Consider the following 14,298-nt stretch of genomic DNA (forward strand, 5'->3'; position numbering starts at 1 on the left):
AATCACAAGCGGGAGACGATCGCTTTCAGCAAGCGCCGGCAGAGCGCCGCCGAGCGGCTGGCGATCCTTCAGGTCTGGAGGAATTTCATCAAGCCCTTTTCGGAGCGTTATAATAGCGAAACACCGGCGCAAAGGCTGGGACTATTCGATCGAAAGCTGCGGGTTGATGAGATCCTGGCCAAGAGGCTCTTTGCCACACGGACGCGCTTACCGCGCAGGCTCAAACAATATTACAACCGCACGATTGAGACGCGCTGCATCCCGAAAAACCGCCGTCATGAGCTGAAATACGCCTATTAGACCCACGGCAAGCCTGAAAAGCGCCCGGCGGCCGCATGGACCGCCGGGCGCTTGATCCCCACAGATGCAATTTCAGAAGCACAACCTACCAATACCAGTTGAGTGCGGCCGTGATATTGGCAAAGTTAACAGTGACATCCCCCACATCATCCCTACCAAAGACGACATCTGATATTTTAATGTAGCCGAGGTCCAATTGTGCTCCGAGCGCAAATTTTTGAGTGAGGCGCCACTCATACCCCAAGGCGGCTAGTCCTCCGAAACCGGATTCCTGCGCGGTTGTTGTCAGATTGGACTCGCTGAGCTCAAGGTCCACCTGCCCGCTCCCAACGGCGGCGCGGAGAAAGAAGCCGCTATTGCCGGGGAACCAAGTCACTGAAGGGCCGGCGATGCCATACGATACTGTGAGATCGGCCAGGCTTCCTTCAACATCGTAAGTTTTTGTCCAGACACTCACTTCGAGGCCGATAAGGAAGTTTTGCTCAATTGCGTATCCCAAACGGAAATTTCCAGCCCCACCCGTCTCACGATCACCGGTGAGATCCAGGCCTCCCAGGCTCAATTCCATTTCCGAGTTCCCGGCGCCGAGATTGAATCCTATAGAAAATCCAGTTCGCTCGTGTGGATGACGGCCGGCTTCCGCCGTCAGGGGTAGAGTCACCATCAATCCTATGATCAACAAAGCGATGAGGGTTGGACGATACGATCTCATTGATGCCTCCAAGTTTGGGTCCGATGAATCTCTACAAATCGGAGATTCGATAGGCTTGGGGAATCATATGAGAAATAGACCGGGGGTCAAGATTCCTGTTAGAACACCTCAGTGGAGAAGGGGTTGGCGAGTCGAACCGCCGCCGAGATTTTGAGGTGTTCAGATGTGCCGCGCATCCCGCCGCGCCCACCGCCATTTCCTCCCCGGCCGCCACCGCCCATGCCGTCACCGGGCCTGCCGCCGCCTTCAGGGCCGCCTCGTTCCTGCATCTGCCGGCGCATGGTGTCTTGATCAATTTCGGGCGTCTCAATTTTCAGACCGATCAAAGCTCCGGCATGGGTCTGAAGCGCAAAGGGGAAAATCTCATTTGGGTGCAAGGGGATTTTCATTTCATAGGTCAGTTGTCTACCATCGCCGCCCAGAACGGCATCGATCCCAGCCGCCTCAAGAAGAGCCATTCGAAGGGGCGGATTATCCCCGGCGAGGATTTCCAGTTCCGCCTCTGATTTGGAATAGAACCTTTGCAGAGCTGTGATGTCAGGCCTTTGACGGTTCTCATCGGGTATGAAACCCATATCCATCGCGCCGAGGGGAAAACGGATACCGAGCGGTTCACTGTCCTTTGCTTTAGGATCGATCCGAAGGGTCATCCCCTGCATCAGAACCTGCAAGTTTCTCATCGGATTTGTTGAGGAGAGGCCGATATAGAGGAAATCTTGATCATTGAGAATGCCGAGATAGACTTTCTCGGATTCAATATATGTTGTTTTTCCCTGCCATTCGGAGAGATCGCCGTCAATAACCAGATCTTCATTGCGCCATCGGCTTTCAATCACGTTGTCATGACACCCGCAGAGGACGGCAGCGGCCAGGAGAATCCCGAAGGCCCGCAGGGGCCAAAATCCTTTTGACGTCAATCCGCTGAATATCTGCAAGGAGTTCATCTTAACCTTCCCTGCCTTTTCAGGCCTCGAAATGTACATAGCTTTGCGCCGGATCGGCAACGACTTTGATTTGTTCTCCACTTGCAACGGTGAGGGATTGGGAACAGCCGCGCCGATCCGGCAACTTCTTGTTGTCAAAAAATCATGCTGGGACCTCTTCCCATTTGAAGGTGTCGCCCCGGGATTAACATTGGCCACAGCTGCTCAAAAATGTCTATTTGCCCGGGCGCTAATACCGGGATGATTTCCGTTTCCACCTGTTCGGAAATCTGAAACATCATAAATCCCGCCGTCAGTCGGGCGATTTCATCATTGAGTACCCCCTGAAGAATTTCAGATCTCTCCTGATTGCATGTTTCAAAAATCCCCGCAATTTCTTCTCTTTGCTGATCACTGAGATTCAAAGTAATGCCGAGAAATTCGACATGCCGCGAGGTATGGGCGTTGATATTCTCGAGATGCCTTCCTATCATGGACGCCGTTCTCTCCATATCTAGTGATTTCATCTGGGAATATTGATCTGTCGTGAGGATCGATTGCATTTCGGATTCGATTTCGTTGACGAGGGATTCAGATTCTATGATGGCCTGCCCCGGAGTCATGCATCCATCCCGTATAGTTTCATGAAGGCGCTTAACCTCTTCCCCTGTTCGGTACAGCATTTCCTTGAAATGCGTTTCCTGCTCTTCTGACAGCCTCAAGACGCTGGTGAGACGATCCATCATATGATCCTGGAATCTGGAAAGGTCCCTCGGCTGTTCGAGTCCATTCGATTCCATCCTTTTCGAGAGATTTTCCGCCAAGCATAGCAATTGGCCCGGCTCAAGAAATGTGGAGCATTCTTCAAGGAAGTGAGCGATCGGAGGTAGGTCTTCGGCAATGGGTCCATCCGGCGGTGATCCGTCGAATCGATCCGTACCCGGGAAACGGATATAATGGCCGTGTCTTTCATCCCTGCTATTGGAGAGATGTGCCAGAGCCGATTCCATCTTTGCGATTTGTTCGTAGCTCAGATTCAGCTCTCCCGGGAGATCGCCCAATGTCAATTCCTGGGATGCCGTACTTCCCTGAGAAGCTGGAGCAGAAATGGTCTCGCTTGAGGCAGCAGAGTTGGAATCGCCGCATCCGCTGGTGAAGACAGAAAGAAGAATGAACATTCCGGTTATCAGGACCATGAGTCGTATCTTTGTCGACCTCACATCGGATCCTCCTCTTCTCACAAGCTTGGTGGATATGTTTCTGAGCCGCTATTTCCATCGCACCCAAGGATCGCCCGTTGAACCCGTGGGTCGGGTCAGGCGGGGGACCTGACCCGCACCCAGATATCCAACCCCGACTCCGTATCTATTCATACCCCTGAGATATGGCAGAAATGTGATCCTCGTGTGATAAGATTTGGAATCTCTGTTTCGGCTATCACCCCGTAATATGTAGTCTCGCTTAGGCATAGCGAAGGGCCTCGATGGGGTCGAGCGCCGCCGCCTTGCGGGCGGGGTAAAATCCGAAGAAGATCCCGACGGCGCCGGAAAACGAGAAGGCCATGAAGACAACGGCGGGATCCACCCATGTTGTGATATTGGTGAATTGATTCATAAACAAAGAAGCGGCGAGTCCCGAGAGAACGCCGAGAAATCCACCGGTAAGACTGAGCACGACGGCTTCAATCAGAAATTGTATAAGGACATCCCTTCCCCGTGCGCCGATCGCAAGTCGAATGCCGATTTCACGTGTCCGCTCTGTTACCGTGACAAGCATGATGTTCATGATACCGATGCCTCCCACGATCAAAGAGACACAGGCAATGGAACCGAGAAGGATCGTCAGTATCCGGCTTGTTTCCGACGCCGTTTCGGTGATCTCGGTCTGGTTTCGCAATGTGAAATCATTTCCTTGGTCGGGATTGAGCCTGTGTTCGCGGCGCAGAAGTGTCGTAATCTCCATTTGTGCTTCATCCATGAAATCGGGGGAGACGGCACTGGCAAGAATCATCCGAATCCGCTGCTCGCCGCTCAACCGGTAGGCGACGGTCGTCGAAGGGGCGAGGACGATATCATCCTGATCCATACCCATGGCGTTTTGCCCCTTTTCCTCGAGAATGCCGATTATTGTGAATGGAATGTTGCGGATCTGAATTCGCTCACCCACCGGATTTTGACCGGGGAACAGCTCTTCTGCGACCGTATGGCCGAGAACCGCGACTTTATTTTTGATCGTCACATCCCTCTCGGTAAAGAAGGTACCGTGGGATAATGACCAATCCCGGATATCAAGATATTCCACGGAAACGCCTTGAATAGATGTATTCCAATTCTTTCCGCCTCCGATGACCTGATCCCCGACCATGACGAGAGGGGAGACGCCTCCAAGAAACTTGGCTTCTTGGATCAAAATGTCGGCATCATCAAGTGTCAGACGGTTCAAGCTTCCGGCTCCCTGACTGATGCCGCCCTGCATGCTTGCTCCCGGAAAGATAATGATGAGGTTTGTGCCCAGCGCGGAAATCTGTTTTTCAATATCCATTTGAACACCGCGACCGATCGCCACCATGACAATGACCGCCGCCACACCGATGATGATCCCCAGCATCGTCAAGAGGCTCCGCATTCTATTCTTTAGAATGCTTTTCACCCCCACTTTGAGAAGGCCTAGGATTCGCATATCCATCCCCCTCTATCCGGTTCTTTGATTGACAAACAAAGATGCGATGGAAGGGCCTTCTCATGGCTGCGGCTCTTATCGCTGACAATTCTCCCATCGCACATTTCTATGATCCGCCGCGCCCGCTGAGCGACATCCCATTCATGCGTGACCATAAGGATTGTCATGCCTTGATTGTTGAGTTCTTTGAATAGATCCAAGATTTCTACGGTTGTTTTGCTGTCGAGATTCCCGGTCGGCTCATCGGCCATAAGGATGGCGGGTCTGCTGACAATGGCGCGGGCGACGGCAACGCGTTGCTGCTCTCCTCCTGAGAGCTGGTTGGGGTCATGGTGTTTTCGATCACCAAGACCTACCTGGGCCAGAGCGTCCGCCGCCGCTTCTCTTGGATTCTTCATCCGATGTGTCCGGTCATAGAGGAGTGGAAGTTCAACATTTTCCTGGGCCGATGTTCGCGAAAGCAGGTTAAATCCCTGAAAAACAAAGCCAATTTTCTCGTTTCGGACAGCCGCCATCTCATCCGGTTTCATTTTGTGCACAGGAATACCATCCAACCTGTACTCTCCCTTGGTAGGGCGGTCCAGACAGCCCAAAATATTCATCAACGTTGATTTCCCGGAACCTGATGTTCCCATGATGGCAATGAACTCGCCGTCGCCAACACAGAGATCCACGCCCTGCAGCGCCGCCACCGATGTCGAACCGGCTCTATAGATTTTTATTATTGCTGATGCTTCGATGATCGGTTCCATCATATGCTCCTAGGGCAAACGACCTTTGGGCGCCATAAACGATTTTCCGGATGAGTTCTTTTGTTCCTGTAGCTGCCCGGTGATGACCGCTCGGCCGATCAGGGTATTATCGATGGCCGCTATTTCCGTTCGAACCCCGTCCGTGATGCCTGTCTCCACAAACGCTCGTTTAAGCCTGTTAGTTTCGTCGAGATACCAGAATCCTGCTGATTCAGAAGATCTGGAGACCGCGGGCTCCCCAGGATGGGACCCATCGATCGGGTTTGCTGATTGCCCCGTCGCGTAGGGTTGCCGATTTGATGAATTCACTTGGGGTCCGCGGTCTCCATTAGAAAATTCGGAAAGATACCGGGATTGAATTTCCCTTGATGGCTGGAATTTTAAAGCGGAATTCGCAATCGTAAGTATGTCCTGGACTTCTTCTACAATAAAATCCACTGTTGCTGTCATACCGGGGAGGAGGAGATGGACTGGGTTTTCCGTTTCAATGACGACGATATAGTTTACGACATTCTGAACTATTTCCGGCTGCAGACGGATCTGCGTCACACGGCCTGTAAAGAGTTCACTGGGATAGGCTGCGACTGAGAATTCCACCGATTGGCCATCACGAATTGAACCGATATCATTTTCATCGACCTGGGCGAGGATCTGCATGCAACGAAGGTCTTTTGCAATTGTAAACAATGTCGGTGTCGACAGACTTGCCGCGACTGTTTGTCCCTCTTCAATATTCCGCTGAATGACAACTCCGGCAATGGGTGAACGGATGCAGGCATCATCCAGGTTGATCCGTGCCCGATCCAGGGCTGCCTGTGCCGATTTTAGGGAGGCCTGCAGAATGGCGGAGTTTGTCTGATAAGCGATATACCCTTCGTCGGAAATCAAACCCTGCTCATGCAGCGGAGTGTAACGATTCATGTTTTGCGCCGCCTGATCGCATTGAGCATGAATCTTCGCCAACTCAGCCTCGGCATCCCGGACGGAGATCTCCAATAATGACGTATCCAGCTTCGCTAAAATCTGACCCGATTGCACTTGGTCATTAAAATCGACATAAATTTCCGCAATGGTTCCGGAGATTTGAGTCCCGATATCCACTGTTTCCGTGGGATTCAGAGTCCCTGTGCCGGAGATGAGTGTGCGGATATTCCCTTTTGAGATGGTATCCAGTGAGAATCTATTCTCGGGGGAATTCCCCGAGCCAAAGGCGAACCGCCAGACTCCCATGGCGAGAAGGCAGACAATGCCGACAGCGAACCATATCCGTTTCATGATCAACACTCCTCGTAATCCAAGCTTTCCGGCGACGCTCAGTTTTTCATTGCTCAATCACTACCCTCTAAAACGTTTGAAACATTGCAGAGATGTGGCTACGAGGAGGCAGATTGTGGCAATTGGCGATAGCTGGAATCAGAGTGCCGGGTTGTGAGGGTCTGTGGGCGGCGTCATTCGGCCGTTGATTGGGGAAATCCCACGGTCAAACGAGTTTATTTATCGATGCCGTCACGGGGAGGTCGACAATGATCACGGCCCCGGAGTTTTTACTGTTTTCGGCCCTGATTGAGCCGCCGTGCCGCAGTGTGATTTCTTTAACAATAGCCAGGCCGAGACCGCTCCCGCCGGAGGCACGAGCAGGATCGCCCTGGTAAAATCGGTCGAAGACGTGGTTGAGATCTTCCGGCGGAAAGCCCGGGCCGTTATCCTCGACCACCAGCCGGTAATGGGATGAATGATTCTCGGGTGGTTGTTGGATTGAAATATTCACCAAACCGCCGGAGGGGACATAACGGAGCGTGTTGATGAGCAGGTTTTCAAGCAGCTGTTCCAGCCTTCGTCCATCCGCCGTAATCCATGCCTCATCCAATGATCCCGTCCAATGGAGGTTCAGCCCCTCGGCTTTAAACCTTGGAAGAAAACGCTCGATGGTATTCCTGCAGAGGGAGATCCAGTCAAGTCGTTCCATCGTTAGGGGGATGGCGCCCGCTTCGAGTCGGGTTAGTTCCAGGAGATCCTGAATCAAGAAATCCATCCGCCGGGCTTCCTCCAGCACATCTTCCAAATAGTCCACCCTCTCTGCAGGTGATAGTGAGACGGATGTGTTGAGAAGGGTCTCCGCATAACCGCGGATCGACGTTAACGGCGTCGCCAGCTCGTGGGAAATATCGGCCAACAACCGGCGCCGCTGCCGGTCACTTTCTTCAACATTTCTTCGGGCCTCGGCTAGACTTTCCGTCATTTTGTTGAAGCGCGAACCCAGCCTGCCGATCTCATCTGCGCCCGGATCGGGTATTCGGGCTTCCAAGTCGCCCTCGGTGATTTTTGCGGCGAGGGTCTCCAATTCGTGTAGACGGCGGACGAAGATCCTGAACATTAATAATCCGGCCAAACCTGCAATAAGAATGGCAAGAGGAAGATAGAGGATCAAGCGGCTCGGGGTGGCTAGGCCCATGGGGCCGGGCGGTCTGAGGGAAGGCAAGGCGACGATGTCACCCAACCTTCCGGACGCCGTGTCCACGGGATACCGGGCCAGGATCCTGGATCTGCGGTGATCCTTGGCGAAATCGGGTGGTGGAAACGGTCTCATTGAGGAGGAATCGCCGTCATCCCGGATCCTTCCTTCAAGAATCCCGGGGAACCGATCCCTCAATTGAGGAGGGTCGTCGTGGGAAGTGATGATGCGTCCATCGATGCCTTGAAACAGAAGAATGACGAAGGGAGACGCCGCGCTTCGTTTTCTCAGAATTTCTTTTATATCCGCGTCGGGCCTCGCCTCAAGCACCCGGCCGACCTCTAGAGCCGTTTCACGTGTCAGTGTTACGGTGCGCTCTTCCATCCATCCCAAGGCGATCGGCTCGACAACCGCGAAAATAATGACTGCCTGGATGATGGTGGCGATGATGAGAACGGCCAAGAATGAGCCGGCAAATGTAACGAACAGACTAGGGGATCGAAGAAGTTTCATTGTGTGTGGTACTCGGGGAAGCGGTATCCGGCTCCCCATACGGTCTGTAAATATTCGGGCTTCGCGGGATCGGTTTCGAGTTTCCGGCGAAGCCGGCTGACGAGGCTGTCGATAGAACGGGGATCGACAACCCGATCCTCACCCCAAACCTGTTCCATCAGGGCTTCGCGTGTGTAAACACGGCCGGCGCGTGAGGCGAGAAAGTATAGGAGATCGAATTCGAGGGAAGTCAGCTCGACAGGGTTCGATCTATGTTCAACAATCCGACGGCCGGGGTCGATCATTAGCTCACCGCGAATGAGGATCTCGCCGTCGGTATTTTTTGTTGCCCGGCGCAGAAGGGCCCTTACGCGCGCGACCAGCTCCAGTGTGCTGAAGGGTTTTGTGAGATAGTCATCGGCCCCGATTTCAAGGCCAAGAACCTTGTCGGCTTCGCTACTCCTCGCCGTCAACATTAGGATTGATACGTTGCTGGAACTTCGAATGCGTCGGGTCAACTCCAATCCGTCAATACCGGGGAGCATGATGTCCATGACGACCAAAGCGGGTTGGAATCGCTGGAACTCCTGAAACACGGATGTCCCTTCATGAATGGTGTGACATGTAAATCCCGCCGCTTCGAGGTTTTTTCTCACAAGCGTCGCGATCCGGCGATCATCCTCTATGATAAGGATTTTCTGGGACATATCAGAAAGACCTCTGATCCAAAAGATAGTATACGGTAAACCCCATACCCAAATCTACGCGATCAGCCGGATGAGTTGAAAGGGTTCTCTTCAAGAGCTCTCTGCAAGAGAAGGACCTGCCCTGAGAGGGGCTCAAGATGCGTCGATTCTTCCGCCAAAAAGGGGGGGGCTGATGGCCGGGAAGGCGATTGACACGCCTGGATATTACCGTTTAGCCTATGACAAGTTGAATTCCAAGAGGATTCAGGTCGGCTCACGCGGTGCCGGCGGGCGGAATTCATGGTCATAAAATAGGGGGGAATGAAATGAAGCAGCGGTTTGCCTTGTTTCTTGTTCTACTGTTGGTTCTCTCCGTCGCGATCCTCCCGGGTTATGCACAACTTGAAGAGAACCTTGGTGGGCTGACGAAAGAGAACCTGGATGGTTATCTTGGGCCGCTGAATACGGCACTTTCCGGAACAATGAACTCCGCCATCTTTAGGACGGGGTTTGTTCCGCAAAGCGGTCTGACATTCAGTATCGGATTGGCTGCTATGGCCGTCGGTTTTGGTGATGATGACGTGACTTACATGCCGAGCGACCCTCCCGGCTTCACCAGTCTCGAAGAAACCCAGGTGCCGACGGTTGTTGGGGATCCTGAGGGACAGGTTGTGGAGGGGCAGAACGGCCTTGCTCAGATTTATCCCGGCGGATTCGACATGAGTGGATTCGAGATCGCCGTTCCCCAGCTCTCGATCGGATCGGCATACGGAACCCGGGCCATTATCAGATATATCGCCCTTGATTTAGGTGATGCCGATATCGGCAGTTTCACCTACTTCGGCTTTGGCGGGCAGCATTCGATTTCTCAATGGTTTGAAACATTGCCGGTCGATCTCGCAGCTGGATTGTTTTTCCAGAGCTTTGAAATAGGCGACATCATGAAAGTCAAAGCGACTCAGTTTAATGTTACCGCAAGCAAAACTTTTGGTGTCGTTCAACCTTATGTGGGACTCGGTTACGACGCCATCAGCACAAATGTTAAATATAAAAACGAGGATCTGGATTCTTCTTTTGATGTCGATCTGGACACCGAAAGCAATGCACATCTAACTCTTGGGGCCATGGCAAAGATCCCCGGTATCGCCGTTTTTATGGAGTTTAATGCGGCGGCGGCCAGTGGATTCGCCTTGGGCTTGGAATTTGGAATATAGGAGGGTGGGATCATGCGAAAAACGATACTCTTAAATCTCGGTCTCCTTATCTTCCTGTCCTTTATGCTTCAGGGAGCTAAATGCCCAGGGATTCCGGAAACAGAGAAGATCGAAATCACCGTGGTGACAGAGCAGTTTGTGGAGCTCAAGTTCCTGGCCCGGGGGGACATCAACGTACACAGCGATATTCAATATATCGATGTTGATCAACTCCGGCAGGATATTGATGACCTTGGTATTGAAATCGATAAAGTCGATACGTTGCGCGTATCGGCGGTGGAATACGGGACGGTGGCTTATTATGAACCGGCTCAGGATCGGGCTATCACCAACGGAAATGTCACGGTTATCCGAACCGACACACAGGCCCAGGCTCTTCTCGTTTCCAATTTCAACATGTCTGTGTACCCGCTTTTAGGTCAATTAGCGCCGGCGCCGATTGTGGCGGGCGGTATTGACTTCATCAATGATCTTCTGGCCGACCTGTTGACGGCGCTTCAGAACGGTACGAATCCGACACTCGGTGTTGAGGGCATTGTCACTGGAAGCTCAGAGCCCTCCGGACGGGAGTCGAACTTTGATTGGCGGATGCGGATCTATTTCCAGATTCCGGGCGGATTCCCTGTGGATGTTGTTGACATATAATTTCTTCGGGTAAATTTGGCAATACGACGCCGGCGGGGTTTCTCCCGCCGGCGCTATCACAACTTCAGATTGTTTATGAAATGAAATCCGCTCGATCAGGCGGCCTCTTTAATATCCGGCATTTCATGAACCAGCGATTTTGTAATAGCGGCATAAAGATGAGACAGATTGGCCGGCTTCTGCACGGATATTGGGGTATCAATACCCAAAGCTTCGGCTCTTTGTCTCCATGGCATCGCGGGCGTCAGAAAAATAATAGGCAGGCGGCGCCAAGAGGGTGTTTCCTTGATTCTGCGGGCCAGCTCAAATCCATCCATTTCCGGCATATTTGCGTCGATGATAGCGAGATCGATTTTGCAGCCTTCTTCTTTTGCCTTTTCGAGCCGGTTCATTGCTCCTTCACCGCTCCACTGGGAGCAAACATTCATTCCCCATGCTTCCAAATCCTGTGCAATGGAGAACCGGGTCGATGGATGGTCATCGACCAGAAGAACATTGAGATTTCGCCAATCCTCGGCGGCAGCGAAGTCATTCCGCGGTACTGCGGCGCACTTCCCCACTTTGCTTGTAAAATGGAAGCAGCTTCCTTCGCCGAGAATGCTATCAAAACCAATGGACCCACCCATCAGTTCCACCAGCGTTCGTGAAATGACGAGTCCGAGACCGGTGCCGCCATATCTCCGCGTGGTCGAGCTGTCAATCTGGGTGAAAGGCTGAAACAGGGTCGAGTGCATTTCCTTGGGAATCCCGATGCCGGTATCATTGACTTCAAAGCGAATCAGCATCGAATCGGAATTCTCCTCTTCAACGTTGACCTGCACCAAGACCTCTCCCTGTTGGGTGAATTTGATGGCGTTTCCTAGAAGGTTGAGAAGGATCTGCCGGATCCGGTTGGGATCTCCAATGACAACCTTGGGAACATGAGGAGGTATGAGATAAATCAATTCAAGTTTTTTGCGACAGGCGCGTTCCGCCACAATGTTCGATGCTTCCTCAACAATTGTACGGATCGGAAATTCAATCGATTCAATGTCGAGTTTTCCGGCCTCAATCTTCGAAAAATCGAGGATATCATTTATAAGGGTCAGAAGAGCATCCGCCGATTTTTTCAGCGTCTTTGCAAACTCCCGTTGTTCTTCATCCAGATCGGTGTCAAGGAGGAGGCTGATCATCCCGATGACGCCATTCATAGGGGTTCGGATCTCATGGCTCATTGTTGCGAGAAACTCGCTCTTTGCCAGTGCCGTCTTCTCGGCCGCCGATTTGGCCAGATGGATCTCTTCCTCCGCTCTCTTGCGCTCGGTGATGTTCCTCACGAAGAGAATCATTTGATCTTCGGTCAGCGGAACGATCCGGGCCTCGTAATGATACAAGTTTCCCTTGATGGTGAGCTCATACTCAAAACTTCTAAGCTTTCCATCCCGGTGTGTTTCCTGGATCATCTGGTGAAAGCGCCCACCGATTTCGGGTTCCGGAATATCCTGAATCCTCTTGCCAATCTGCTGACCCGCTGGAATGAGAAGATCGGGAGAATGCGACGCCTTGCAGTCAATAATCACGCCGTTGCTATCCACGCGATAAAAGAGGTCCGGAAGGGCTTGAACCACAGCGCGGATCTCAGAGTTAGCTTCCAGTAATTCTTTTGAGCTCAGATCAAGCGATCGCTCGATCATTTTCCGGTCTTCATCCGACTGAATATAAGCGGCATTCACGGCCTCAATGAAGTTCTTCAGCTCGGCCGTGCAGGTATCAACATTTCCCAGGTGGCGCCTAAGTTGCCGCTGGAGAAGGCTGTGCAAACTAGGCTGCTTTTTCATCTTCCCACATGGTCGTAATGGTCATCGTCTGATTATGCAGCTCACATTTGGCGTTCGGCGAAAAAGGGGAGATCTCGCCATAGGAATAAAAGCCCGTCAAAACAGTATGCTGTCCCAAGACATCCCTGACGCATTCGATTTCCTCTTCGACACGTTGATTCAGAACCAGTTTCCGGCCGACACAACTGATGAGGATTGCGAGATCCGGGGTTCTCGAGCCGCCGGCTTCATAACTTGCCGTCGCAGCGCCCGCCGCACCATCGATCAGGCGATCAAAATTCGCTCTCATAAGCTGCGCGTAACTGCCTTCCGGAATATCGCCTGCAAATGTCATACTCTGCTTTTCTTCATCAATAGCTAATATGGTCCGTACCACCGCGCGCTCGTTTCCTGGAACTTTAACATTTAGTGGAAAGAGAAGAGCCGTTGATGGGAGCCCCCCGGCATGTTCACCGAGATATTCCTTGTAGAGGACCAGGGCCGATTTGCCATCCAGTTGATAAAGAATGTTGCCCTCGGATTTTGTCACAAGCCGTTCCGGGCCGAATGTATCCCAGCCCCCAAGCGATGCATAACCTATGTGCAAGTCGCCCCCATAGAATCCGATCGCCGCCACGAGATTCCGCTTTGCCTTGCCCTCTTTGATGACAAAAGTCCGGCCGAAACGGGTTCCATCACCAGAGAGTCCTCCTGTTGCCGTGACCTCTTTAGGAAGATTTTTTAACAAACCCTTGACCAGCTCACTGCCATTGATATTGAGCCCATCGGAAAGGAGAAAGATATGGACCAATCCCTTGGGATCGAACGCACGGGCCAGCCGCCTTCCTACGCTGCGGCTTTGATCACTGTTGGGGATTTCTTCGGTGACAATCTGAAACCGGGTGCTCTTGAACTCAATCGCCGTCGCCACGAGCGTATCGTCACTCACCTCAGTGCTGCAAATCTCACCCGCGGTCGAACACCCAAAGATATGTGCGTTGGGATAAGCTCGGTACAGGTCCGATAAAAGGTCTTCCCGCTCAATGATCGAGGTGCCGGCAAAAACAAAGACAAGCTGGGCTTTCTCTCCAAGACCATCCCCTCGCATCTCACTCCAACCTTCCGATTCGGACCAGTGTCTCTGTTCGACTTTCATGACGATGCCTCCGTCTGATTCCCCAAAATTCGCGTGATCACAAGAATGTTTGAATCGCATATTCCTACTGAGATTGTCGGCTTAGATGGCAGGGTTCATTATTCATGGTTTCTTGGCGCCAGATCTTTCTCTCATGATTATTTTTCCCGCTGACTCTTGCCATGGGAATGAACAAAAATCGTACAAGTCATGAGGCGATATCTATTGATATTAAAAGAGTTAGCTCGTTAAGGATCAGAATCCAATAGGCGGGGTTTATATTATTAGATATTCTGTTGCAAAAATTAAGCTAAACTTAAGTATCGTCCAGCTCTGGATGCTCCAGATAGACCCATTCATGTGATGATCATTTTGTCAGCGGAGGGCGAGGGACTCGAACCCCCAAGCGGTCGCCCGCGGCGGATTTCAAATCCGCTGCCTTACCAATTAGACTAGCCCTCCGACCTCCGGATCTTACGATTTTCCCGGTCTGAGGAAAAGAGGAACTCCGA

General features: G+C 52.1%; 13 protein-coding genes and 1 tRNA gene. 3 read left to right on the top strand and 11 right to left on the bottom strand.

The features are described 5' to 3' along the window. On the top strand, positions 1-300 hold a 300-nt coding region (locus KJ970_02925), incomplete at its 5' end, for a hypothetical protein (protein ID MBU2689854.1). Between the two features lie 85 nt (positions 301-385). On the opposite strand, the gene KJ970_02930 is transcribed toward KJ970_02925, so the two are convergent. The 8 genes from KJ970_02930 to KJ970_02965 all read right to left on the bottom strand — a co-directional run bounded on the left by KJ970_02930 (position 386) and on the right by KJ970_02965 (position 9,017). Further along, positions 386-1,012 (bottom strand): outer membrane beta-barrel protein, encoded by a 627-nt coding sequence (locus KJ970_02930; protein ID MBU2689855.1) that lies wholly within the window; start codon positions 1,010-1,012, stop codon positions 386-388. A gap of 98 nt (positions 1,013-1,110) precedes the next feature. Continuing rightward, a complete protein-coding gene (locus tag KJ970_02935; protein MBU2689856.1) occupies positions 1,111-2,094 on the bottom strand; it encodes a hypothetical protein in 984 nt (327 codons plus the stop codon). Continuing rightward, positions 2,091-3,155, bottom strand: coding sequence for a hypothetical protein (locus KJ970_02940; protein MBU2689857.1), 1,065 nt, complete (start codon positions 3,153-3,155; stop codon positions 2,091-2,093). Before KJ970_02940 ends, KJ970_02935 begins: the two co-directional genes overlap by 4 nt. Before the next feature lie 241 nt (positions 3,156-3,396). Next, positions 3,397-4,614: an ABC transporter permease gene (locus KJ970_02945; GenBank protein ID MBU2689858.1), complete on the bottom strand. Its 1,218-nt coding sequence runs from the start codon at positions 4,612-4,614 to the stop codon at positions 3,397-3,399. Beyond that, positions 4,602-5,357, bottom strand: a complete 756-nt coding sequence (locus tag KJ970_02950; GenBank protein MBU2689859.1) for an ABC transporter ATP-binding protein — start codon at positions 5,355-5,357, stop codon at positions 4,602-4,604. The genes KJ970_02945 and KJ970_02950 overlap by 13 nt, the downstream gene beginning before the upstream one ends. Positions 5,358-5,375: 18 nt before the next feature. Then, entirely contained in the window at positions 5,376-6,641 is a 1,266-nt protein-coding gene (locus KJ970_02955; GenBank protein MBU2689860.1) for an efflux RND transporter periplasmic adaptor subunit, read from the bottom strand. Positions 6,642-6,846: 205 nt separating this feature from the next. Further along, entirely contained in the window at positions 6,847-8,331 is a 1,485-nt protein-coding gene (locus tag KJ970_02960) for a HAMP domain-containing protein (protein MBU2689861.1), read from the bottom strand. Then, positions 8,328-9,017: a response regulator transcription factor gene (locus KJ970_02965; protein MBU2689862.1), complete on the bottom strand. Its 690-nt coding sequence runs from the start codon at positions 9,015-9,017 to the stop codon at positions 8,328-8,330. The genes KJ970_02960 and KJ970_02965 overlap by 4 nt, the downstream gene beginning before the upstream one ends. 305 nt (positions 9,018-9,322) lie before the next feature. Here KJ970_02965 and KJ970_02970 point away from each other — a divergent pair, with 305 nt between their 5' ends. Next, positions 9,323-10,210 (top strand): hypothetical protein, encoded by an 888-nt coding sequence (locus KJ970_02970; GenBank protein ID MBU2689863.1) that lies wholly within the window; start codon positions 9,323-9,325, stop codon positions 10,208-10,210. 12 nt (positions 10,211-10,222) lie between these two features. Then, positions 10,223-10,855 (top strand): hypothetical protein, encoded by a 633-nt coding sequence (locus KJ970_02975; protein ID MBU2689864.1) that lies wholly within the window; start codon positions 10,223-10,225, stop codon positions 10,853-10,855. A gap of 95 nt (positions 10,856-10,950) precedes the next feature. Here KJ970_02975 and KJ970_02980 read toward each other — a convergent pair whose 3' ends face one another. From KJ970_02980 to KJ970_02990, 3 genes are all read right to left on the bottom strand, one after another. Further along, a complete protein-coding gene (locus KJ970_02980; protein MBU2689865.1) occupies positions 10,951-12,672 on the bottom strand; it encodes a response regulator in 1,722 nt (573 codons plus the stop codon). Continuing rightward, the gene (locus KJ970_02985) at positions 12,656-13,807 is read right to left on the bottom strand and encodes an FIST C-terminal domain-containing protein (GenBank protein ID MBU2689866.1); all 1,152 of its coding nucleotides are present in this window, start codon (positions 13,805-13,807) and stop codon (positions 12,656-12,658) included. Before KJ970_02985 ends, KJ970_02980 begins: the two co-directional genes overlap by 17 nt. Before the next feature lie 358 nt (positions 13,808-14,165). Beyond that, positions 14,166-14,248, bottom strand: a tRNA-Ser gene (locus KJ970_02990). Between the last annotated feature and the right edge of the window lie 50 nt (positions 14,249-14,298).

Source organism: Candidatus Eisenbacteria bacterium (assembly GCA_018831195.1).
Classification (GTDB): domain Bacteria; phylum Eisenbacteria; class RBG-16-71-46; order CAIMUX01; family JAHJDP01; genus JAHJDP01.